The 21,542-nt window shown below is 44.4% G+C and carries 25 protein-coding genes; 5 read left to right on the top strand and 20 right to left on the bottom strand.

All coding sequences use genetic code 11. From position 1 onward, the window contains the following. Window positions 1-8: 8 nt before the first annotated feature. The 4 genes from NSQ20_RS26595 to NSQ20_RS26610 are packed head-to-tail and all read left to right on the top strand — an operon-like array spanning window position 9 to window position 3,040. Window positions 9-575: a methyltransferase domain-containing protein gene (locus tag NSQ20_RS26595; RefSeq protein WP_076319842.1), complete on the top strand. Its 567-nt coding sequence runs from the start codon at window positions 9-11 to the stop codon at window positions 573-575. Between the two features lie 57 nt (window positions 576-632). Next, window positions 633-1,313, top strand: a complete 681-nt coding sequence (locus NSQ20_RS26600; protein WP_076319843.1) for a response regulator transcription factor — start codon at window positions 633-635, stop codon at window positions 1,311-1,313. 49 nt (window positions 1,314-1,362) lie between these two features. After that, window positions 1,363-2,406, top strand: a complete 1,044-nt coding sequence (locus NSQ20_RS26605) for a HAMP domain-containing sensor histidine kinase (protein WP_340033064.1) — start codon at window positions 1,363-1,365, stop codon at window positions 2,404-2,406. Window positions 2,407-2,440: 34 nt separating this feature from the next. After that, window positions 2,441-3,040 carry a methyltransferase domain-containing protein gene (locus NSQ20_RS26610; RefSeq protein WP_076320415.1) on the top strand — a complete coding sequence of 200 codons (600 nt, stop codon included), beginning with the start codon at window positions 2,441-2,443 and terminating at the stop codon, window positions 3,038-3,040. An 18-nt stretch (window positions 3,041-3,058) separates the two neighbouring features. Here the strand turns inward: NSQ20_RS26610 and NSQ20_RS26615 are convergent, their stop codons facing one another. The 8 genes from NSQ20_RS26615 to NSQ20_RS26650 all read right to left on the bottom strand — a co-directional run bounded on the left by NSQ20_RS26615 (window position 3,059) and on the right by NSQ20_RS26650 (window position 10,108). Next, complete coding sequence (locus tag NSQ20_RS26615; RefSeq protein WP_076320414.1) at window positions 3,059-3,841, bottom strand: SDR family oxidoreductase; 783 nt, start codon at window positions 3,839-3,841, stop codon at window positions 3,059-3,061. Between the two features lie 85 nt (window positions 3,842-3,926). After that, window positions 3,927-4,505, bottom strand: a complete 579-nt coding sequence (locus NSQ20_RS26620; RefSeq protein ID WP_076320413.1) for a TetR/AcrR family transcriptional regulator — start codon at window positions 4,503-4,505, stop codon at window positions 3,927-3,929. Window positions 4,506-4,566: 61 nt separating this feature from the next. Then, a complete protein-coding gene (locus tag NSQ20_RS26625; protein ID WP_340033065.1) occupies window positions 4,567-5,565 on the bottom strand; it encodes an NADP-dependent oxidoreductase in 999 nt (332 codons plus the stop codon). A gap of 81 nt (window positions 5,566-5,646) precedes the next feature. Next, a complete protein-coding gene (locus tag NSQ20_RS26630) occupies window positions 5,647-6,732 on the bottom strand; it encodes an alkene reductase (RefSeq protein WP_076320411.1) in 1,086 nt (361 codons plus the stop codon). Window positions 6,733-6,792: 60 nt separating this feature from the next. Then, complete coding sequence (locus NSQ20_RS26635) at window positions 6,793-7,551, bottom strand: SDR family NAD(P)-dependent oxidoreductase (protein WP_076320410.1); 759 nt, start codon at window positions 7,549-7,551, stop codon at window positions 6,793-6,795. 313 nt (window positions 7,552-7,864) lie between these two features. Then, window positions 7,865-8,368: an SMI1/KNR4 family protein gene (locus tag NSQ20_RS26640; protein ID WP_179088731.1), complete on the bottom strand. Its 504-nt coding sequence runs from the start codon at window positions 8,366-8,368 to the stop codon at window positions 7,865-7,867. Window positions 8,369-8,588: 220 nt separating this feature from the next. Then, window positions 8,589-9,380, bottom strand: coding sequence for an RNA methyltransferase (locus NSQ20_RS26645; RefSeq protein ID WP_338707006.1), 792 nt, complete (start codon window positions 9,378-9,380; stop codon window positions 8,589-8,591). 26 nt (window positions 9,381-9,406) lie between these two features. Then, window positions 9,407-10,108 carry a TrkA family potassium uptake protein gene (locus NSQ20_RS26650; protein WP_076254620.1) on the bottom strand — a complete coding sequence of 234 codons (702 nt, stop codon included), beginning with the start codon at window positions 10,106-10,108 and terminating at the stop codon, window positions 9,407-9,409. Window positions 10,109-10,236: 128 nt separating this feature from the next. Here NSQ20_RS26650 and sspI point away from each other — a divergent pair, with 128 nt between their 5' ends. Beyond that, the gene (gene sspI, locus NSQ20_RS26655) at window positions 10,237-10,470 is read left to right on the top strand and encodes a small acid-soluble spore protein SspI (RefSeq protein WP_036673259.1); all 234 of its coding nucleotides are present in this window, start codon (window positions 10,237-10,239) and stop codon (window positions 10,468-10,470) included. Window positions 10,471-10,696: 226 nt separating this feature from the next. Here sspI and NSQ20_RS26660 read toward each other — a convergent pair whose 3' ends face one another. The 12 genes from NSQ20_RS26660 to NSQ20_RS26715 form a co-directional block, all read right to left on the bottom strand. Then, window positions 10,697-12,280: a peptide chain release factor 3 gene (locus tag NSQ20_RS26660; RefSeq protein WP_338709003.1), complete on the bottom strand. Its 1,584-nt coding sequence runs from the start codon at window positions 12,278-12,280 to the stop codon at window positions 10,697-10,699. 350 nt (window positions 12,281-12,630) lie between these two features. Next, window positions 12,631-13,029 carry a DoxX family protein gene (locus tag NSQ20_RS26665; RefSeq protein WP_024634146.1) on the bottom strand — a complete coding sequence of 133 codons (399 nt, stop codon included), beginning with the start codon at window positions 13,027-13,029 and terminating at the stop codon, window positions 12,631-12,633. A gap of 377 nt (window positions 13,030-13,406) precedes the next feature. Beyond that, a complete protein-coding gene (gene zwf / locus NSQ20_RS26670) occupies window positions 13,407-14,957 on the bottom strand; it encodes a glucose-6-phosphate dehydrogenase (RefSeq protein ID WP_076328936.1) in 1,551 nt (516 codons plus the stop codon). A gap of 215 nt (window positions 14,958-15,172) precedes the next feature. Beyond that, a complete protein-coding gene (locus NSQ20_RS26675) occupies window positions 15,173-15,922 on the bottom strand; it encodes a YwmB family TATA-box binding protein (protein WP_076328935.1) in 750 nt (249 codons plus the stop codon). A gap of 407 nt (window positions 15,923-16,329) precedes the next feature. Further along, entirely contained in the window at window positions 16,330-16,998 is a 669-nt protein-coding gene (locus tag NSQ20_RS26680; protein ID WP_091020933.1) for a response regulator transcription factor, read from the bottom strand. Continuing rightward, entirely contained in the window at window positions 16,940-18,055 is a 1,116-nt protein-coding gene (locus NSQ20_RS26685) for a sensor histidine kinase (protein ID WP_036605687.1), read from the bottom strand. The genes NSQ20_RS26680 and NSQ20_RS26685 overlap by 59 nt, the downstream gene beginning before the upstream one ends. A gap of 31 nt (window positions 18,056-18,086) precedes the next feature. Next, window positions 18,087-18,734: a cell wall-active antibiotics response protein LiaF gene (gene liaF / locus NSQ20_RS26690; protein WP_036605686.1), complete on the bottom strand. Its 648-nt coding sequence runs from the start codon at window positions 18,732-18,734 to the stop codon at window positions 18,087-18,089. 150 nt (window positions 18,735-18,884) lie between these two features. Beyond that, window positions 18,885-19,592 carry a PspA/IM30 family protein gene (locus NSQ20_RS26695; protein WP_017692315.1) on the bottom strand — a complete coding sequence of 236 codons (708 nt, stop codon included), beginning with the start codon at window positions 19,590-19,592 and terminating at the stop codon, window positions 18,885-18,887. A 1-nt stretch (window position 19,593) separates the two neighbouring features. Continuing rightward, window positions 19,594-20,103 carry a PspC domain-containing protein gene (locus tag NSQ20_RS26700; RefSeq protein WP_340031215.1) on the bottom strand — a complete coding sequence of 170 codons (510 nt, stop codon included), beginning with the start codon at window positions 20,101-20,103 and terminating at the stop codon, window positions 19,594-19,596. 17 nt (window positions 20,104-20,120) lie between these two features. Further along, the gene (locus tag NSQ20_RS26705) at window positions 20,121-20,354 is read right to left on the bottom strand and encodes a PspC domain-containing protein (protein WP_036673255.1); all 234 of its coding nucleotides are present in this window, start codon (window positions 20,352-20,354) and stop codon (window positions 20,121-20,123) included. Window positions 20,355-20,359: 5 nt separating this feature from the next. After that, window positions 20,360-21,031 (bottom strand): PspA/IM30 family protein, encoded by a 672-nt coding sequence (locus NSQ20_RS26710; RefSeq protein WP_017692312.1) that lies wholly within the window; start codon window positions 21,029-21,031, stop codon window positions 20,360-20,362. A gap of 35 nt (window positions 21,032-21,066) precedes the next feature. Further along, window positions 21,067-21,375 (bottom strand): hypothetical protein, encoded by a 309-nt coding sequence (locus tag NSQ20_RS26715; protein WP_036673253.1) that lies wholly within the window; start codon window positions 21,373-21,375, stop codon window positions 21,067-21,069. Window positions 21,376-21,542 lie beyond the last annotated feature (167 nt).

Here is a 21,542-nt window from a genome sequence, read left to right on the forward strand (position 1 = left end):
CCACAAACATGAATTCCAATGAATCCATTTTATTTCTGAAAAGCTTTCTGCAAAGCCCTAAACATGTTGGCAGTGTCATACCCAGTTCCCGGTTTCTCGCCAGCAAAATGGTGAAGCAAGTCTCTTGGCTAGAGGCAAAAGCAGTCGCCGAGCTTGGATCGGGTACAGGTCCGATCACTCGTTATATTCATCAACAAGTACACGATTCCACCAAAGTCCTATTGTTTGAGATGAACGAAACGATGAGGAATACTCTTAAGACGACATACCCGGAGTTCTCCTGTTATGCAGACGCCGCTCGATTGGTAGAATCCATGAATCAAGAGGGCATTCAGCAACTGGATTACATTTTTAGCGGATTGCCGTTTTTCAACTTTGAGCCTGAATTAAGAAATACGTTGGTAGACCAGATCTATAAGGCACTCAAACCTGGAGGATTATTCATCGCCTTTCAATATTCACTTCAAATGAAAAAAACATTATCCGAACACTTTATCATCGAAAAAATAGAATTCGTGCCTTTGAATATACCTTCTGCGTTCGTTTATGTCTGTCGCAAAAAGGAAACAATTTAAACATTCCGGACTATCGTTTACACTGATGTTATCCAAATTTTTAAGGAGTGTTCAATTATGAATACCGTTCTTGTTGTTGATGATGAACCCGATATCCGGGATGTCATTCATGTCTATTTACGTAACGAAGGATATCATGTCATAGAAGCAGCCAATGGTGAGGAAGCGCTAAATATTATCAAAACAACATCGGTCCAACTCGTAATACTGGATGTCATGATGCCCATTATGGATGGAATCAAAGCCTGCTTCCAAATAAGAGAAGTATCACCCACTCCCATTATTATGTTATCCGCTAAGGAAGAAGACATTGATAAAATCACGGGCCTGACTACCGGGGCCGATGATTACATGGTCAAACCGTTTAATCCACTAGAATTGCTGGCTCGCGTTAAAGCTCAGTTACGACGTCAAACACTGATCGGAAAACCAGAATCCAATTCACTTATCCTGATCAAGGACCTTGTCATTGATACCAGTAAACATTCTGTGAAGCTCCAAGATAATGACATTTCGCTTACACCACTGGAGTTCTCCATTCTGGTGTTGCTTGCCAGCCATCCTGGACAAGTATTTAGCTCCGAGAAAATTTACGAAACCGTATGGAAAGAACCTTACGGGTATTCAGATAATACGGTGATGGTCCACATTCGTAACCTGCGAGAGAAATTGGAAGTAAATCCGCGGGAACCTCATTACATTAAAACGGTATGGGGAGTGGGATATAAAATTGATTAAACGATTACCACATTTTAAAAAAAAGATACAGATTAACATCCTATATCAAATGTTGATCAGTTTATTGATTTCGTTTGTTGGCTCTGTGGGTGTAAATAATATGTTGATCATAGCTGCCGCAAAAATTAGTGAAAGATTTAATTGGCCTTCGCTCCTCTACATTTTCCCTTACGTTCTAACACCAATCTTTATCGTAATTTTCACGTTATTTTTTTTGTTTTCCACACGAAAAATTGTGAGAGATCTCATTACATTAGAGCAAGGACTTCAAATCATATCTGAAGGAAATCTGAATTATAGGGTGCCCGTTAATCGACAAGATGAACTTGGACGCGTTGCTTCCAACATCAATCATATGACAGAACAGTTAAAGCAACAGATTGCTAAAGAACGCGAATTGGAGCAATCCAAGATGGACATGATCACTGGCATCTCACATGACCTGCGTACACCGCTTACCAGCATAATTGGCTATATTGAGCTTCTCAAATCAGAATCATTTCAAGACAAAGCAGAGTATGATCGTTTCATCCAAAATACCTATAACAAAGCAACGCATTTGAAGAAGTTACTCGATGATTTATTTGAATATACGCGTCTTAACGAAGTGAACACCCAATTGGATTTGAAAAATATTGACTTCTGTCAGCTATTGGACCAATTGTTGTTTGAATTCGAACCTTTAGCTCAGGAGCATGGGATTCGTATTGAAAAAACACTCGGTAATGCTCCAATCATGGTTTCCCTGGATAGTGATAAGATCGCTCGAGCCATCGACAATCTCCTCATGAATGCACTCAAGTATTCCTTTAAACCGGGCACGATTCATGTTCGAATGAGTGTGCAGCATAATCACGTTACCATTGAAGTAGAGAATAAAGGCATACCACTAACGATAGAACAAAAAAACAGACTGTTTGATCGCTTTTATAAGGTGGATTATTCGAGGAATAGCGAAGGTATTCAATCAGGATCTGGTCTAGGACTTTCTATTGCGAGAAATATTGCGGATTTACATCAGGGGACTTTAACACTAAAACATACGCGTAACGTATTTATATTCCAACTAAGCTTGCCTTCTAACATCCAGTGATACATCAATAGCATTGATAATGGAGGATACCGCGATGAAAACATTCGAACCACTTCTTTTTCTGCAAGGATTTCTGAGGAACCCCAAACGAGTAGGCAGTGTCCTCCCCAGCTCCAAATATTTGGCTAAGAAAATTGTCCAGTCTGTACGATGGGATGAGGTAAGAACCATTGCTGAGCTGGGGCCAGGAACAGGGGCCGTCACACATCTCATGAGAGCACATTTACCGAAATCTGCAACCGTGTTTTTATTTGAAAGAGACCCCAAAATGAGAAGTAATCTGAAGAAAACATATCCTGAATTCATGTTCCATTCCAATGCATCCTATCTATTAAAAAGGATCAATCAAGAATATATCCATCAGTTGGATAGCATCATTTGCGGACTGCCCTTTTTTAATTTTTCCAGAGAAATGAGACAAAACATCCTGTCACAGATCCATACAGCGCTCCGACCTGGAGGCACGTTAGTTTTATACCAGTACTCCCTTCATATGAGGAAACAATTAGCTGAGTTATTTGAGATGGAGAAAATTCAATTTGTGCCTTTCAGCTTCCCTCCTGTTTTTGTGTATGTTTGTCGTAAAAGACAAGATGAAGGACAACGTGTATCGATCGACTTGAGGAGGACTTGATTTATCCTCTTTATATGTTTAATGTCCTGTCTTGTCCTGTGAGGATCTAATTATGCGAGTCATCATCTTACGCGGCAACAACCGCGGCATAAACGCGATGAATCGGTTCCGAGCTCCAGGCATAATTAACGTCTTGCCACGTAAGAAGCCTCGATACCCTTCTTCGGCCACCTGTCCAGCTTCCATAATCGGACCCTGCAACATCTTCGAGACACCCATACCCGAACGATCCACAAATCCGGTAGATGTCAGACCTGGACACAGTGCTGTCACCGTAACACCAGTACCGTTTACTTCATTCTCCAAAGCTTCAGTGAACGATAGCACATACGCTTTCGTCGCATAATATACCGACATCATCGGTCCAGGGAAAAAGCCTACCAATGAAGCCACATTCATCACTCCGCCTTGTCCACGTTGGATCATATCCGGCAAGAATAGCTTTGTCATGACGGTTAAAGCCTTGATATTCACGTCAATCATATTAACTTCTTGTTCCATATCCGTTTCCATAAACGTCCCGAACAGACCGAAACCTGCATTGTTGACAAGATAGTCAACAACAATGCCCTTTTCCTTCAGCTCATGATAAATCTCCTGTGGTACCCCAGGTGCCGCTACATCTTTGGCAATAACCGTTGTCCGAATACCATACTTTTTCTGATACTCCTGAGCTAGATCCTGTATTTTACCCTCGCTTCGTGCTACCAGCACAATATGATGTCCACCTTTGGCAAACCGATTTGCTAACTCTTTACCGATCCCACCCGATACCCCTGTGATTAGAACTGTCTTTCTCATATCGTGACCTGCCTCTCTTTTCTATAAAATATGTTTCATCTGGAACATCAATTAGAATGAACATTCTATAATAGTAACAAATAGACTACCTTAGTATGAGATCCATGGATAGCATCGCTATACGAAGCAGTTTTTCCTTGGTCATCGAAGTCTTGGCCATCCCCCTTAACCCAATGCTTACGTTATGCAGATATTCCGCCAATACCTCGGCGTTGTACTCCGTTGTGAATTCACCTTCTTGTTGTCCCCACACCATAATGTCCTTGATTAGTTTCTCCGTATTTGCAAACATCTCCGTCGATCGGTGGTTCATGTCTTTATCACGTGCCGCCAATTCTACCGTCGAATTAACAATGAAGCAGCCTGATGCTGGAGATTCCTCTCCATGAATTAAAGAAAGAAATATAAACTGAAGTGCTTCCGTTGCCGTTTTAGAACGCTTTACGCCTGCTGCAAGAGCGGAGCTGATTTTGTGATCATACAGATCTACTGACTTTAGAAACAAGGTATGTTTATCACCAAATGTGTCATACAAGCTTTTACGATGAATTCCCATACGATTAACCAGATCCGTCATAGACGTCTTCTCATAACCTTGTTCCCAAAAAAGTCTCATCGCTTTATCCAGTACAACAGACTCTTCGAACTCTTTGCCTCTCGCCATTGCCTTCCCTCCTGTTCAGAAAACGAACATTAAATAGCATAAGCATGATCTTATCGAGCCTTTAAAAGGTAACAATGACTTTGCCCTGAGAGTGACCCGTGGACACTTTAATCAATGCCTTTTCAATGTCATCAAACGTATACGTAGAATCGATCGAAGGTTTAATGTCTTCTTTTTCTACAAGAGCTGTAATCTCTTGCAATTGAACTCCACTGGATTGCACAAATAAAAAACGATATTCATTTTGATTCTTACGCGCTAAAGAATCCAGGCGTGCACCTACGAGACCAAACAATGCTCTTTTCCACAACGGGAATTGACTGTCCACTGCAAAGCGATAATTGGGTCCTGCCTTCAAAGAGACTAATTTCCCCTGTGGTTTCAAAATGCTCAGTTCATCTTTGATCTCGTCCGCACCCAAGGTATCGATCACATAATCAATATTCGACAGAATATCAGCATACTGCTCGGTCTTATAATTAATGAATTTATCTGCTCCAATGGATAAAGTACGTGCTCTGCCCCGTTCACTGCCACTTGTAATCACCGTTAATCCCATAGACTTGGCAATTGGGATAGCCATCGCACCGAATCCCCCGGTTCCGCCAGGAATAAACAACTTTTTATTCGGTTCCGCTCGGAGCACATCATGCAATGCTTGATACGCGGTCAAGGCAGTAAGGGGTACTGCAGCAGCTTCGATAAAAGATAGATTTTCAGGCATCATGGATAAAGCATCCTCATGTACAGCCGCATATTCAGCAAAAGCACCAATTTTATTCAGAGGTAACCTTGTATAAACCTTATCACCCACTTTAAAATTCAAAACATCATCACCGACAGCTTCAATGACACCCGATAATTCATTCCCTAAAGTTAAAGGTAACGTATAGTCGGCAATCATCCGAACACTGCCATTCATATTCAAGATATCCAGTGGATTTACACCCGCTGCTTTTACTCTGACAAGAACCTCATGGCTCTGGATCTGAGGTGTCGCAATATCATTAATTTCCACCTGGATTTTTTTAGAGTATTTCTGTATTTGAACTGCTCTCATCATATATATCCTCTTCCTTTGCATATTGACTAGGAACATGGCGCGCAGTATTCAGTTGTACGCCATGCTCCATGCTTTGTGCTAGTGTAGCCCCTCTTGCGACTTTAATTCTTCCAACGTAGGGTAATCCGTGTAGCCCTTACTTCCCAATCCAAAGAATGTTGTCGTATCTGCTTCATTCAGTGGCGCACCTTGTCGAAGTCGTTCCACCAAATCTGGATTAGCTAAGGACCATACACCAACCGGTACCACATCAGCGAGACCACGATCTAAATCGACACTGAGATCCTCCAACGTTCTTCCAGCCCGATTGACCAACAATGGATTTTGCCAGATCGAACGAATGTCTTGGAGCAGTTGTTCATCTCCAAGATGCATAACATGAAGGTAAGCCAAATCCAATTGAGCCAATTCTTCTACAAGATAGCGATACAGTTCAGGACCTTGTTCGCCATCTTGAATTCCACCCAGTGGTGTGCCTGGTGAGATACGGAAGCCTGTCCGTTCTGCACCTATTTCCTTCACAATGGCTTTGGTTACTTCAATCGCAAAGCGAGCACGATTTTCAATAGATCCGCCATACTCATCTGTGCGTGTATTCGAATTTTCTCCTAAAAATTGATTGATCAAGTATCCGTTGGCCCCATGAATTTCAACGCCATCCGCCCCTGCTTCGATCGCTGCGGCTGCTGCTTTTCGGAAATCGGCAATGGTCGTTTGAATATCCTCCTGACTCAATTCCCGGGGAACGGGGATATCCTGCATCCCTGTAGCCGTAAACATTTCTACACCCGGTGCGATTGCTGATGGAGCAACCGGTTGACGATGATGCGGGGTATTGTCCGGATGTGACATGCGACCCGCATGCATTAATTGGATGTATACATATCCGCCAGCTTCATGCACCGCATCCGTTACCTTTTTCCATCCATCAATATGCTTATCGGTGTAGATGCCAGGTGACCACAAGTATCCCTGTCCATCATCGGAAGGTTGCGTTCCTTCCGTAATCAGAAGTCCCATCGTTGCGCGCTGAGCATAATAAAGTGCCGCCAACTCTCCAGGTGTACCATCTTCTTGTGCTCTACTGCGTGTCATAGGTGCCATTGCTAGTCGATGAGACAATTCCATGTTACCAATCTTTGTTTTACTCCATATCTTTTCCATTTGGATGTACTCCTCTTCTTATTTGAGATTTTGTAGATGTATCCTCTGGATTCTGCTGTATTAATTCAATTCTGAAATCACCGGGTAGATTGCACCTGTCAGCTGAAAATCATAGTTCTGATCTACAATCCCTACAACCACTTCATTGTGATCATACAGATCGATCATGAAGCCTGCCATTTCTTTAGCTGTGTGATATTTGGGCATATTCGCTTTGTAATCAAATCCTTCAGCATCTATTGATTTTTGCACAAATTCTGTTTCCGTGATCGCTGGTGCCAGGATCTTCGCTTTTAGTTTTGCACCTTTCAGTTCCAGTTCTTTGGCAAGACCTTCTGTGAAGGCACTAACGTAGTATTTCGATGCAGAATAAGCAACACTGCCTACAGCAATGGCATATCCGAGTGCGGATGAGACGTTGATCAATTGAGTGCCTTCCACATTCGCATAATCTCGCACATACAGTGTAGATAGAATGGTCAAAGATTCGATGTTAACACGCAGCATCGTCTCCACTTTATCCAAATTCTGTTCAGCAATGAACGAGCCTTCTCCGAGCCCTGCATTATTGATCCAAGTCTCAATCTGATATTCCTTCAAATCGTTATATAGCGTGTACGCCTCTGCGGTAACAGACAGGTCGCTTGTGTGTACGACAACATTCACTTTAGGATCGATACCCTGAATAGTCGATTTAAGTTCTTCAAGCTTATCCAATCTTCTAGCTACCAAAATCAAGTTTTTACCCCGTGCTGCAAATGCCAATGCTGTTTCATATCCAATTCCTGAACTTGCTCCTGTGATTACGGTGTATTTCATCTTATTCTCTCCCTTATATTCTTCAGATTAGTGTAATTTCAGTTTTTAGAACGATCGTTCTTTATTGTGCAAAAAAAAGTAGTTAGATCTAACTTGCTGTTAGCATATCATTTCTAGAACGAACAGTAAACAATTATTTTATATATAGAAAATATGCTTGGAACACACTTAAATGAGACTAAAATCACGCTATATATACCATTTTTTATATCATAAATTAAGAATTCCTATATCGTTTCATAAGTTCTTTAATTTAATAATCTAATGTCAGGCCGCTGGCCACAAGTATAACCATCAACCTTTCCTAGCTACGCTAATCTGAATTCGACATCATCCATGCCAGAAATTCTCCAAACGAATCGGATACCTTTTCAACCTCTTCAAATTCCGGCTCACATCCACGTACAATAGCCCCATTGTCGGTTGTTAAGTCAATGGCATAGAAGGAATATCCATCCTCCACAGACATTACGATCGGTAAGTGATGATCCCACCAGGCCGTTATCTCTGACTGCCAAATAGAATCACCCTCTGCTGCCTCCAAACTAAGCATTTCAAATTCATTCCATTGGAATGCGGTCTCCGTGCTATTGTTGAACTCAGCCTCACAAATAAACCAGGTTTGCTCATCCGGTGCAACGCATTTTTCAACTACATTTAGAAATTCTAAATATTCATCTGGAAGTCCTTTATATCTTGAAGTAATGCTGCTGTTTAAATGTGACTGCGAACCGGATTTACTCATTATGTCCCAGCCTTTTTCCCCGGCCCAAGTCATAAATTCCCTAAAGTGAGTGTTTCCTTTTCCATTATTCACTTCCAATTCATACACCTGCCCATCAGCTTAAGAAATAGAAACTATATCACCTATTCGGGATTTGAATGGAAAATCCCTGCTGTGGTGCTTCAAAAAGAAAGACAAAAAGACTGGGAACATGGCCCGAGAAAAGCGGCAACCAGGTTCCAGCCTTTGGTGAGTTGCGGAAAGTTAATTTTAGTTAGGGACAGTTAATTGGGAAATGGACAGGAATTATTAGTTAGTTAAATATCCGCTGTCTCATCGCCTCAAACAACAAAATCGTTGCCGCCATTGCCGCATTAAGTGACTCAGCCTGTCCTTGCATCGGAATCGTAATCGCATCATCCACCAAACGTGCCGTAGAATCCGAGATACCCTTGCCTTCGTTACCAATGACAAGCCATACCGACTGCGTAAAATCATAACTATAACATGAATGCTCTGCCTGCAAAGAAGTACTTACCAGCTTCACGCCCGCAGCCTTCGCTTCGGGAAGCAAGGATTCCAACTGGCCCTCCACAATGGGCAAATGAAACAATGACCCCATCGTCGAACGAATCGTCTTTGGGTTATACACATCAGCACAGCCCGCGCCAAGTACGACCCCAGCGGCTCCAGCTGCGTCCGCACTACGGATGATCGTCCCCACATTACCCGGGTCTTGAACTCCGTCCAGCACAACGACAAGCCCACGTGCTCCTGCGATCAGGCTTTCCAGTGGCTCACTGCCTTTACGCACAATCGCGAATACAGGCTGTGGCGTCATCGTATCCGTACATTTGGCGATAACCGCAGGAGATACACTAACCCACTCCACACGCTGAAGCGGGTTTTCAAGCCCGGCAAGCTCATTCGGTACGCCTTGCTCTCCATCGTACACAATACACTCCAGATCTGCTCCGGCGCGCAATGCTTCCTGTACCAGATGAATGCCCTCAATGATATATTTATGTTGACGGGTACGATGCTTTTTCTCCAGCAACTGCGCCCATTCTTTTACACGTGTATTTTGCGGTGATACAATATCCATCTTTCCATCCTTCCCATCTGCATCCATCACTTCGGATACGCAAGCTCCATTTTCGTCAAATGATCCTTGTGACCCACAATGATCAGCACATCTCCAGCTTCGATCCGATCCTCAGCGTACGGCGAGATGTTCATCGAGTTCCCACTGCGGATCGCCATCACGTTACAACCAAAACGTGCACGGATGTTTAATTCCATCAGGTTTTTACCGATCATTTGCTCGGAGGCTCTCATCTCCAAAATGCTGTAATCCTCAGATAACTCGATGTAATCCAGTATATTAGGCGAGGTCAGATGATGGGCTACGCGCAGTCCCATATCCCGCTCAGGATAGATGACTTTATCCGCCCCAATCTTCTGCAATACCTTACCATGAAGCTCATTTTGGGCTTTTACGATCAGAACGGGTACACCCATATCTTTCAATATCAGGGTTGTCAGAATACTCGCCTGTATATCTTCACCAATCGCCACAACGACAACGTCGAAATTCCGTATGCCCAGCGCACGCAGCGCTTCTTCATCTGTTGAATCTGCCGATACCGCATGGGTCACCACATTGGACATTTCCTGAGTCCGCTGCTCGTCCGCATCAATTGCCAGCACGTCGAATCCCATGCCACTCAGTGCATTGGCAACACTTGATCCGAATCGTCCCATACCAATTACGGCATACTGTTTCTTGGCCATTAGGGTCTTAACCTCCCGCTGCTCTTCAGCATGACGCATCATTACGGATACCCATGCTAACGTAAATAATCCTTCGTAGTATACCACAAAGCCCGATAAACTTGAATGCGCTCGCGCTTCCCAGGGAACAGTATTAGAGCAGCCGAATATACGAGGAGGGAATTGCGATGCCCATTACATTAAGCCTGCGTGAAGCGATTGTTCATAAAGTTCATGACAAGAGTGATGATCAGCTCCGGGAGATGATTGAAGGTTCAGTAGATGGACCGGAAGCTGCATTACCTGGACTTGGCGCCATTTTCGAGATGATCTGGAAGAACACAGAACCTGCCAAGCAGGAAGAACTCATTCAAATCGCGCAGGAGCATCTGCACACCATTCCCGTTCAACCGCTTCGCTAAGTGAAGCATTGGAGGGTAAGGTAACCATCATTACGTTTGTTCTGTCTGCAAAAGAAAGCTTTCCCTTATTCGGCTGGATCATACCCGCCTCCAGGTAAGGTGTATAGCAATAGATCCCTCCGCCAATTGGCGGAGGGATCTTATTTTTAACAAGCTATCTCATCACATGAGCTTGTCACGTTTAACTAATTTTTTAACAATTCCCACGAAATACTTTTGTCTTCACTTAAGGCGCAGTCTCCAGGAATTGAGCTGTAGGATTTTTATCCATAGCCGTTCTCATTGCGTACTCATTTTCGAAGAGCACTACATAATTTCCTTTTTTATCTTTTACAAGCGCAGAGTTAATCCGGAATTTGCTTGGGTCCAGATTCTCGTCCACGATCCAGCGAGCGAACTGATAAGGCATGCGTTGTAATAGTACGTCTACCCCATACTCGCCTTTCATCCGGTATTCAAATACCTCGAACTGAAGTTGACCAATTACGCCGAGGATAGTCTCGTCGAAACTTGCCGTCTGGAACACCTGAATGGTTCCTTCCTCCGTCAACTGATCAATTCCCTTTTGGTACTGTTTATGTTTCAATGCATTTTTCACAGTAACTTTGGCGAAAATCTCTGGGGAGAACGTTGGCAATTCCTCAAAAATAACTTCGCTGCCTTGGCTCAGTGAATCGCCAATCCGGAAAATACCCGGATCGAACAAACCGATAATATCGCCAGCATATGCCTCTTCGACAATATCCCGGTCTTGTGCCAGGAATTGCTGTGGCTGTGACAGCTTGATTTCTTTGCCCACACGAGTATGCTTCACACTCATTCCACGTTGGAACTTGCCTGACACAATACGAAGGAACGCAATACGATCCCGGTGTGCCGGGTTCATGTTTGCCTGAATCTTGAACACATAACCGCTGAATTTTTCATTCGTTGGCTGAATCTCTCCTGCCGTACTGCGACGTGGTTCAGGCTTCGGTGCCAGTTCCAGGAAGTTCTCCAGGAAAGTCTGTACGCCGAAATTGTTAATCGCACTACCGAAGAAAATAGGTGTCAATTCGCCGTGTTGAACTTTCTCCATGTCGAATTGGTCGCCCGCGATATCCAGCAACTCCAGATCCTGACACAATTGATCATGCAGGTATTCTCCTGCCATCTCACGGATAATCGGATCTTTGTAGCCATCTACCTTTTGTACTTTGATCGTTGAGTGATCGTCCCCTTGGAACAACTCCACCTGATTTTTCATCCGGTCATAGACACCACACAGCTCGCGACCTGTACCAATAGGCCAGTTCATCGGAACCGAACGAATACCCAGTACATTTTCAAGTTCTTCCATCAGGTCAAATGGGCTTTTACCCTCACGGTCGAGTTTGTTGATAAACGTAAAGATTGGAATGCCGCGCTTCGCACATACCTGGAACAACTTGATCGTTTGTGCCTCGACACCTTTTGCCACGTCAATCAACATCACCGCGCTATCGGCAGCCGTCAGTGTACGATACGTATCTTCACTGAAATCCTGGTGACCCGGTGTATCCAAAATGTTGACGCGATGATCCAGATAATCAAATTGCATTACGGAAGAGGTAACCGAGATCCCCCGTTGTTTCTCAATTTCCATCCAGTCACTTGTTGCGTGTTTGCTGGCTTTCCGAGCTTTTACCGTTCCCGCAAGGCGAATCGCGCCCCCGAACAGCAACAGTTTCTCGGTCAATGTAGTTTTACCCGCATCCGGGTGAGAGATAATGGCAAACGTCCGGCGTTTGTCCACTTCCTGTTGAAGAATATCATTTGCAGCTTTGCTCATAGGTTTAATCCCTTTCGTCCGTTCATTCACGTTAATCCGGCATGGCCGGTCCATCATTCAATCTTTATGCAATCCGGCGAGGCCGGTTGATTGTACACGAGTTTTTACGTACTAGGTTTTTACACACTAGATTAATTTTACACATTTACAATGGAGTTCATCCTCCTCAAATCTGTGCTTTCATGTATACCGTGAACTGCTTCTTAACCCAACTCTCCTATTGTACCATAATCTGTACCGAAAATAACCGATTACTACCGCAGATTCTTCTCTTTTCACTTGCAAAAAAAGCACCCTTCAGCCATTTCCATGGCATCCAGGCACTCCTCATTCATTTTTATTTATCGGTTTTAGAAAATCAATGCATCCAGCGCGTATTGTCCGCCACCTGTCAATGCCAGCGCTACACCAATCACCAGAATCGCGAGATTATATTCGAATCCGTTCTGTGTGGACCAGTATCCGTTCGCTCCATGGACTTTCACAATGGCAATGACCATCGTCAATGCAATCAGAATGCCACCTACTGGTGTAAGCAGACCCAGAGCCAACAGCAATCCGCCACCGAATTCCGCGAGTCCAGCCAGCAACGCCACCAATGCACCGGGCTTCATGCCCATCGACTCAAACCAGCCACCTGTACCCTTGATCCCGTAACCTCCGAACCAACCAAACAGCTTTTGAGCCCCGTGCGCCATGAACGACAATCCAATCACCAAACGAATCAACAACAATCCTACATCCAACATCATTTTCTTTTTCCTCCATTCGATATATACAAAATAGTATTCTTAGATTAAAGATATTATGCACATTTTTTCTTCATGATTCTCTGTGACGTAAACCCCTTCAACTGGTTTACATTTTATCTCATGAATGATAACTTATCCGAAACGTTTGCCCGAATGAAGTTTGTCATTTGCGTAACTCTTTAACTCATGTGTTGAGTATAAGTTACATACTTACTTTTTGTCAACAACTTAATTTAAATTACTTATTTCCTTATGATGGATACCTACCTTTTCCCCCACTAAAAAGCCTGGGTACACCGCAAAATTTGCGATTTCCCCAGGCTCAGTCATGTTGTGTATGTTGTTAATACTGTTGTTAATGCCCTTACCCTACCCTAACCATTCACTTGCCAGATCACGCTGTCCTCATCCTGACCATTCACCGGCCACCAGTGGAATCCGTCCTGCTCCAGCAGCTTATCTGTCGCTTCTGGCCCCCATGTTCCAGCAGGGTACGTATGAAGCTCTCCTTGATTCTGCCCCCAGGCTGCTGCAATCCGATCCACAAAAGACCAGGCTGTTGCCACTTCATCCCAACGGGTGAAGTACGTAGAATCCCCTTCTGCCGCATCGTGCAGCAGACGTTCATATGCTTCAGGCGAGTTAATTCCAATCATGCAGCTCTGACAGAAATCCATCGCGAGTGGCTGAATCTCGGAATCCGAGCCTGGTTTCTTGGCATTGATTTTGATATATATGCCTTCCATCGGATTCACCCGAATGACCAGCAGGTTAGGTTCGAGCTTATACTTTTTCCCAAGGTACACGTTGTTTGGCATCGACTTGAACTCAACTACGATCTCGGTCGTTTTCACCGGAAGTCGCTTGCCTGTCCGAATGTAGAATGGCACACCCGCCCAGCGGAAATTATCCACGAATACACGTGCTGCAAAATACGTCTCCGTATTCGACTGCGGATCAACCTTGTCTTCCTGGCGATACCCCGGAAGCTGCTTGCCACGGTACTCCCCTTCGGCATACTGCCCCCGCACAACGTTGTTGCTCACTTCCTCATCCGAGGTGAACGCCCGTAGAGAGCGTAATACCTTCACCTTTTCATCCCGAATGTCTTCCGGGAATAGGCGACTCGGCGGTTCCATCGCAATCATCGTCAGCATCTGGAGCATATGATTCTGCCCCATATCACGCAGTGCACCGGAGTGATCATAATAACCACCACGTTCTTCCACGCCTACCGTTTCACCAAGCGTAATCTGAACGTTGGCAATATGTTTGTTATTCCAGAGCGGTTCAAAAAAAGCATTTCCAAACCGAATCACTTCAATATTTTGCACCATTTCCTTGCCCAGATAATGATCAATACGATAGATTTCCTCTTCACGGAATACCTCACGAATCTGCTCATTCAGATGTTCGGCGGATTGCAGATCATAACCAAATGGTTTTTCGATCACCAAACGGTTCCAACCCTTACTTTCTAACATACCACCGTCCCGCAAACTGTACGAGACACTGCCAAACAGCTCAGGTGCCAGTGCCAGATAGAACAGCCGGTTCCCCGGCGTGTTAAACTTTGATTCCAGATGCTCCGTCTGCGCACGCAGCTCTTTGAATCCTTCCACATTATTGATATCCAGTGCTTTGTATTCAAAATGATCGACAAAAGCGTTCCACTCATCAGGTTCCCCCGCTGGATAACGGCAGAACTCTTTAATGGATTCATAGATGTCTTCCCGGAATTCTTCTGGGGACCTCGGACGACGTGCTACGCCAATAACCGCAAAGTCTTCGGCAAGCTTGCCTTCACGGTAAAGACTGTAGATAGCCGGAAACAGCTTCCGGCGGGCCAAATCACCCGTTGCTCCAAAAATGAAAAATACTGCGCCTGGTGTCTGTACTTCATCTTGCAATTGTTTTTCAACCATGGGCTCCTCTTTCTTCCGGGAAGATAACCTTCATGCTCTCCCCGAGCTATGTAATGGTGTTATATATGCACGACATACAACTGTCAATTACCAGCAAGTTCCTTCTTGGATGTGATGCCATTTTAGCATATCAACTGAATGGATGCACTATTTCAAACTCATTTTTCTGATAAAGATTCTCAATATTGGGTCCTAATTCATGAAAAAACCATTCCTTAATATTCAATCGTAATCACCGGAAACCCCACTGTAATTCGATTGTCGGCCTCGTCTCCAACCTGGTGAACTGCGAGTTGCATATTCAACATGTGCGAGCCACTCTTGATCGATAGGGGCAGCTCAGCCGCCTTATAAGAGACACTTCCGCTGGCTACATCTGTATAACGTTCAACTGAGGCGATATCCACCTTTGTGGACAGCTGTTTTTCGATCAGTTCCAGTTGCTGACTCGCATCATGTTCAGTAGCAGTAACTGCTGTACCTTGCACAGACATATTCCAGGTTGCCTTCATCCCTGAGTCTACAAGCAGTTGATCGACCTCTTCATGTAATGTCATTAATGCCTTCCGATCCGTGTGTGCATCCCCTGAGAGTTGTACGATGGCATAGTAACCATTGTCTCCTGTATCGACGACATTGACCAACATGCCTACGCCACCATTAGCTGTATCGACAATCTCTTCACTACGGTAAACATCATGACCCGTCTGGCGTACCCGCACAGGTTGTTCCAGTCCCAAGTGACCAGCCAGTAACACGGCCTGCGCTTGTGCATCTCCCTTGCCTTCTCCTTGCCATTTAATAACTAGACGATCCACATTATCAATCACGCTGTCAGCAGTATAGATTAACTGTTCCAGTTGGGCTGCTTTGGATTCATTCTTCTCTGCATATACCTGTGTCACACCGATAAGAATAATGATTGCCATTGCCAATATACCTGCTGTCATCCAACGATTTAACATTTGAATCCCCCGCTTCTTTCTTGCATTCTATGAATCTATCAACAGCATGCCCCTTTCGCATATTTGCTATACTTCTTCTGCACACAACAAAAAAGCCCCACCCGCCACTTGCATGGCAGATCAGAGCTTTCCATTCATCTTTTCTATATAAATTGAACTACACAATATTTACACTCGCCACTCCGATGACAGAACAACCTTCTGATCGCTGTTATCCCCAGATTTTTTGATTCCCTTTTTCAAGGTAAAAATCCGGGGATAAAGGCGAAGTTTATGCTTCCGAAGTAGCTTTCTTTCAGAAAGCTTTTAGCTTCGCTTCTTCAGGTTCTTTCTGTCCTCTTATCTATAACTTCCGCACATGAAAGCACGGTTCTTTGGCTTCATTATGTTATTACATATGATTCTTATTACTCTGCAAGTCCATTTTTATAAGCATAGATCGCGGCCTGTGTACGGTCGTCTACGCCCAATTTTGCCAGTAAGTTTGTAACATGGAACTTGACTGTTTTGATACCAATGATCAGATCATCAGCGATGTCCTGATTTGATTTACCTTTGGCGAGCAACCGCAGCACATCCATTTCACGGTCTGTTAATTCATCGTGCAAAGGAGCTGCTGCCTGTGGCTGCCGGAAGCGATTCATCATTTTCGAAGCCACCTGTGACTCCAGAACGGATTGCCCGCGAGCTGCTGCGCGAATCGCATCTGCCACTTCATTGGCTCTTGATGTTTTCAACAGATAACTGAATGCGCCTGCTTCAATGACAGGATACATTTTTTCATCATCCAAGTAACTGGTCAATACAATGACTTTGCACTCTGGATACATTTTAAGTACCTGACGAGTAGCCTCAATGCCGTCCATTCCTTCCATAACCAGATCCATCAGAACAACATCAGGCTTATATTCCTGTGCGAGCCGAATGCCTTCCTCTCCACTACCTGCTTCACCAACAACTTCAATTCCATCTTCGGTATCCAGTACCGCTGCAAGACCAATACGTACCATCTCATGATCATCCACGAGCAATACTTTGATCGACGTTTCCGTCTCCGTTTCGACTTCCGGTTCCATTGACATGTTCTTCCTCGCTTTCATCGTTCATCAAAGGTATCGTAATCTCAATCCGCGTTCCCTTACCAGGCGCTGTTACAAAATGTATGGCCCCGCCAATCTCCGTAACACGTTCACGCATGTTAGCCAGACCGTAAGAAGCTTGTTTATTCTCATCCAGATCAAAGCCTTGCCCATCATCACGAATCAATACCCGGATCGCATCAGTACGGCGCTGGATCCGTATCTCCATTTTTTCCGCTTTTGCATGCCGTAACGTATTGGACATAGCCTCCTGAACGATCCGGAACAGATGATTCTCGATGCCTTTGATCAGATCAATGTCTTCGTCCATTTCGAGCACAATGTCCATGGGTACTTTTGTTTTCAGTTCCATCACCAGATCACGCAGACCTTGTTCGAGATGTTTACCCTCCAGATAGACTGGACGCAGATGTAACAGTAACGCACGCATCTCGGACTGGGCTACCGAAGCCATCTCCTCAATCAAAGCCACCTGCCGCTGAGCACGTTCAAAATCCTTCTCCATCTTCCGTCCAACGGCCGTTGCTGTCATGGATATCGCAAACAATTGTTGCGATACCGCATCATGCAGTTCCCGTGCCAAACGTTGCCGCTCTTCCACAATAGCCGTAATTCTGGCTTGTTCAGCAAGCTGTGCATTATGAGTAGACAATCGCTGGAGCGTAGATATCTGATCTTCCCACTTTTTGCCGATTCGTCCGAGTTGCTCACTTAAACGGCCCACATCATCATCGCCCAGATCAGGTACAGTGCGTGATAGAGAGCCCTTCTCCCACAGTAGAAGTGTTTCCCGCAGCAGTTCAAGCCGGCGTTTAACCCGGTAACTCTGATAGAACCCAAAGACCGCACCAATCCCAATCAGAAGCAGCAATAAGGCCAGACCCGATTGAATCAGATGCCGCCAGCCTGTAAACGGAGCAAGATAACCATATGTATACAATACATACAAAATAACAGCTAGCACAATGAAAACCAGGAGGATCCCTTCACCCATACTTCGGGTTACCATGTCGGTATGTCGTTTTGTCTTCATCGGGGTCTCCTCCTTCTCTTCATCTATTTTACTACGGATTACTGATGTTTAGGTCGCCAACAATATAAGAAATGACAAATTTTGCTTTATGTTCACTGGATTCATATCCAGGCGTTCTCCATACTAATTTGTTCATCATGCCGCTATCTTGTTCTCCAAGAAGATTAATCCGGCCGAAAAGAACCGATGCTTCAATCTCCACACCATAATCTTCTGGTAGTGTAAGGCGAACATTACCCATAACTCCTTGCAGCAGCACAATTGTTTGTTTCTCCTCCGGAATCGAAAGAGATAGATCCGCGTTAACCTCACCTATGGCATGCCACAGACTCATACTACGTAACGTCCAGGATGATTGATCCCAGTAGTACCGAGCCATGAAATTCTGTTTCTTCATAACGCCTTCGTCCAGATGAATCTTTTTGTTTTTCGAATAAAAGTAAGCTAAAGAAGCCAGTACAATCAAAAATACAATCATTAAATTATCCAGCAATAACAGTGCCGCACCAATGCCAAGATACCGATGACCTTTGCGGGTATCCCCATTGCGGACTTGAAGCATTCCAACCGTTAACAGAATCAGTGCGGCAGCGGTCAGGAAGTTAATATTGTCATTCAATAACATCATTGTGCCAATAATCATAATGACAACTGCAAGCCATTTACTCTTTTGATTCATCCCCGCCGCACCTCCTCTGTAAGTTAATCTCTCTTTATTCAACGGAAAAGCCATACCAGGCAATGAAGTCCTGTATGGCTTAACTTTTGTTCTACCAACCGTACATTATACACGATTTATAGAATATCATATTGTCCACTAAGCGAACAGTTATTCTTTTGAAGTTCCGTTCGCTTCATTCTTGGAACCATTGCCCATTTTGTTTTTGAGGGCTTGTAATTGCTGATCCACTTTGAATTGTTTTTCCACATCTACAGGATTCGTATACGTGGATGATGTGTTGCGATAAGGTGCACGAGCTACGTCAGCTTCAGCTTCCAGCTGCATAATTTTCTCTTCCATGCGGTGGAATCCAAGTGATGCGCCGCCACTTTCGATCGAATGCAAGCTGTTGATAGAAGACATTTGTTTTTTAGCTTTTGCCATTTGTGCACGGGATACAAGTTCATTACGTTTGTTACGCATTTTGTAGAACTCATCTTTCATATCATGCAACTGTTGCAACAGATCTTTTGCTTGTGCTTCGGACTGTGCATGCAGTTCGCTGTACTCCGTAATTTTTTGATCAAAGTAGATTTTCTCTTCCAACAATTTGCGTGCCACTTCTTCCTGACCGTTAGACAGAGCAGCTTCTGCTTGGGACTCACGTTGTACCGAAGTACGCTCCGCTTCATCCAAACGTTGTTTCATGCGGCGCTCATTTGCCATTTGTTTAGCAACAGTTACCTCTGCCTCATGAATCTCAGCCTCCATATCACGCAAGTACTGGTTCAACATTACAATCGGGTCCTCTACTTTATCCAACATATCATTTACCGATGCTTTCGTCATATCCTTAATCCGTTTAAATACTCCCATTTTACTTTTCTCCCTTCTCGTAACGAGATAATTTTTGGCGAAGCTCTTCAACTTCTTTTTTCAGTGCTTTTTTCTCGATATCTTTCATCATGGAATCAAGTTCACTTTCTTGCGGTGCTCCTGCTCCGTAGGCGTTGTTGTCATAAGAACGGGGACCAGATTGAGGTCTGCCGTTGAATCCAGGGCCGGGACCGAAGTTACCAGGACCTTGTTGGTTGTGATTATTTTGAAAAGGACCTCTTGGTGGCTGATGATCATAGTTGTCGTATCCTCTGCCAGGACCAGGGCCTTGGCCCGGACCGTAGCCATATGGATCATAAGGCAGATACGGTTCTTTTGGTACCACCAGTGCTGCAATAAAGTATATTAACAACGACGTGCCGCCAGTTACGAAGATACTGATAACAAAGATGATACGCAGCAGGGTGGAATCCATTCCGATGGTTTCGGAAATTCCGCCGCACAAGCCGGTTAACATCCGGTCACGCGTTGAGCGGTATAATTTGCTCATGTGCTTGCTCCTTTCGTTTACTTGTATCCTCTTACGTTGGAATCATAAGCATATGGATCAACGTGATTGGATTCCTTTGGTACCACCAACGCAGCGATGAAGTAGATCAACAATGATGTACCTCCCGTAGCGAAAATACTGATGAAGAAAATGATACGTAGCAGCGTAGTACTCAATCCGAGATTTTCAGAAATGCCACCGATCAAACCTGTTAGCCTTCGATTACGCGCCGAGCGGTATAATTTATTCATTGTGACTACTCCTTTCTGTCATTGTTCAATTTTTGTCTTAAGCGTTCCAGTTCCTTATCCAGCGTAGAGGATGACATGCTGCCAGTCACTCCTGAACCATCTTGATTCATCCGCCGGATATCGCGGAGACTTTGTGCTTCATATTCGAGATCAGAGACTTGATCATCCAGTCGGTTGAACATACGGGGTACATTCTGACCGTTGTGATTGCCCCTCTGGTTCATACGTTGCTGTAACTGAATCGTCTGCATACGAGCGTAGTAATATTGGCGTTTGCTGTATACATTCTGATATTCAACCTTCAGCTGATCGATCTGTTCATCCAGCTCCTGTAATGCCGCATAACTTTGTGCATACAATTCATTGTACTGTTCCATTTTTTCCTCGTGGAGGATTTTCTCCTGCAAGGCCAGCTTAGCAAGATGTTCTTCCCCTGCTTTCAGAGCCATGGATGCCTGTTCTTCCCGTTTGTTCACCATACCTGCTGCCTGATCGGCTTGTTGTTTCATTTGTCTGGTATGGCTTGCATATTGATGACGAAGTTTCTCGGCTTCACCGATGTCTTGGCGGGTCGAGACCAGGAACTGATCAATCAGTTTGACTGGATCCTGACTTTGCTCCAAATGTTCGTTCAGATTGGCTACGGTAATATCCCGCATTCGACGAAATACACTCATTATGTTCTGTCCCTCCTTTTCATAATCGTGAAAGCTTAGTACCGTCCACGATGACTGCGGTTATTGCTTAGCATTGAGATACCAAAGATGATTAACCCGATCGCGATGATCGGTCCGATCAACCATGCTAGTTTACCCATCAGTGAGATGATACCGATGATGAGAACAATCCAGCCAAGCATCACATTCCCTCGTTTAACTCCGTAGTATCCCAGTGCAATCATCAGGACCGGAATCAGATAACCCATTAAGTGTCCAAGAAGTGGAGTTAACTTTCCGAAGAGGAGTAGTGCACCCAGCGCAATCAATACAATCGCCCAGCCATTTCCCTTATTCAATCTCATAATTGTTGTTCACCGCCCTTTCCATTCGTTCCTTTTAATGTGTTGAGTCATTTGTTCGTTTGTTTCTTGTTTTTTGTTTCCGTGTTTCTTGTTTAACCTTATGTCCTTATTCTAGGGGATTCCGCGACTTTTCAAAACAGACCGTGGACGGTTTTTCATCCTAGACT

Origin of the sequence: Paenibacillus sp. FSL K6-1122 (assembly GCF_037977015.1) — a bacterium.
GTDB lineage: Bacteria > Bacillota > Bacilli > Paenibacillales > Paenibacillaceae > Paenibacillus > Paenibacillus amylolyticus.

Coding starts and splice junctions, on each gene's coding strand:
- NSQ20_RS26595 (WP_076319842.1), top strand. CDS start 9: ATGAATTCCAATGAATCCATTTTATTTCTGAAAAGCTTTCTGCAAAGC.
- NSQ20_RS26600 (WP_076319843.1), top strand. CDS start 633: ATGAATACCGTTCTTGTTGTTGATGATGAACCCGATATCCGGGATGTC.
- NSQ20_RS26605 (WP_340033064.1), top strand. CDS start 1,363: ATGTTGATCAGTTTATTGATTTCGTTTGTTGGCTCTGTGGGTGTAAAT.
- NSQ20_RS26610 (WP_076320415.1), top strand. CDS start 2,441: ATGAAAACATTCGAACCACTTCTTTTTCTGCAAGGATTTCTGAGGAAC.
- NSQ20_RS26615 (WP_076320414.1), bottom strand. CDS start 3,841: ATGAGAAAGACAGTTCTAATCACAGGGGTATCGGGTGGGATCGGTAAA.
- NSQ20_RS26620 (WP_076320413.1), bottom strand. CDS start 4,505: ATGGCGAGAGGCAAAGAGTTCGAAGAGTCTGTTGTACTGGATAAAGCG.
- NSQ20_RS26625 (WP_340033065.1), bottom strand. CDS start 5,565: ATGAGAGCAGTTCAAATACAGAAATACTCTAAAAAAATCCAGGTGGAA.
- NSQ20_RS26630 (WP_076320411.1), bottom strand. CDS start 6,732: ATGGAAAAGATATGGAGTAAAACAAAGATTGGTAACATGGAATTGTCT.
- NSQ20_RS26635 (WP_076320410.1), bottom strand. CDS start 7,551: ATGAAATACACCGTAATCACAGGAGCAAGTTCAGGAATTGGATATGAA.
- NSQ20_RS26645 (WP_338707006.1), bottom strand. CDS start 9,380: ATGGATATTGTATCACCGCAAAATACACGTGTAAAAGAATGGGCGCAG.
- NSQ20_RS26650 (WP_076254620.1), bottom strand. CDS start 10,108: ATGCGTCATGCTGAAGAGCAGCGGGAGGTTAAGACCCTAATGGCCAAG.
- sspI (WP_036673259.1), top strand. CDS start 10,237: ATGCCCATTACATTAAGCCTGCGTGAAGCGATTGTTCATAAAGTTCAT.
- NSQ20_RS26660 (WP_338709003.1), bottom strand. CDS start 12,280: ATGAGCAAAGCTGCAAATGATATTCTTCAACAGGAAGTGGACAAACGC.
- NSQ20_RS26665 (WP_024634146.1), bottom strand. CDS start 13,029: ATGTTGGATGTAGGATTGTTGTTGATTCGTTTGGTGATTGGATTGTCG.
- zwf (WP_076328936.1), bottom strand. CDS start 14,957: ATGGTTGAAAAACAATTGCAAGATGAAGTACAGACACCAGGCGCAGTA.
- NSQ20_RS26675 (WP_076328935.1), bottom strand. CDS start 15,922: ATGTTAAATCGTTGGATGACAGCAGGTATATTGGCAATGGCAATCATT.
- NSQ20_RS26680 (WP_091020933.1), bottom strand. CDS start 16,998: ATGGAACCGGAAGTCGAAACGGAGACGGAAACGTCGATCAAAGTATTG.
- NSQ20_RS26685 (WP_036605687.1), bottom strand. CDS start 18,055: ATGAAGACAAAACGACATACCGACATGGTAACCCGAAGTATGGGTGAA.
- liaF (WP_036605686.1), bottom strand. CDS start 18,734: ATGAATCAAAAGAGTAAATGGCTTGCAGTTGTCATTATGATTATTGGC.
- NSQ20_RS26695 (WP_017692315.1), bottom strand. CDS start 19,592: ATGGGAGTATTTAAACGGATTAAGGATATGACGAAAGCATCGGTAAAT.
- NSQ20_RS26700 (WP_340031215.1), bottom strand. CDS start 20,103: ATGAGCAAATTATACCGCTCAACGCGTGACCGGATGTTAACCGGCTTG.
- NSQ20_RS26705 (WP_036673255.1), bottom strand. CDS start 20,354: ATGAATAAATTATACCGCTCGGCGCGTAATCGAAGGCTAACAGGTTTG.
- NSQ20_RS26710 (WP_017692312.1), bottom strand. CDS start 21,031: ATGAGTGTATTTCGTCGAATGCGGGATATTACCGTAGCCAATCTGAAC.
- NSQ20_RS26715 (WP_036673253.1), bottom strand. CDS start 21,375: ATGAGATTGAATAAGGGAAATGGCTGGGCGATTGTATTGATTGCGCTG.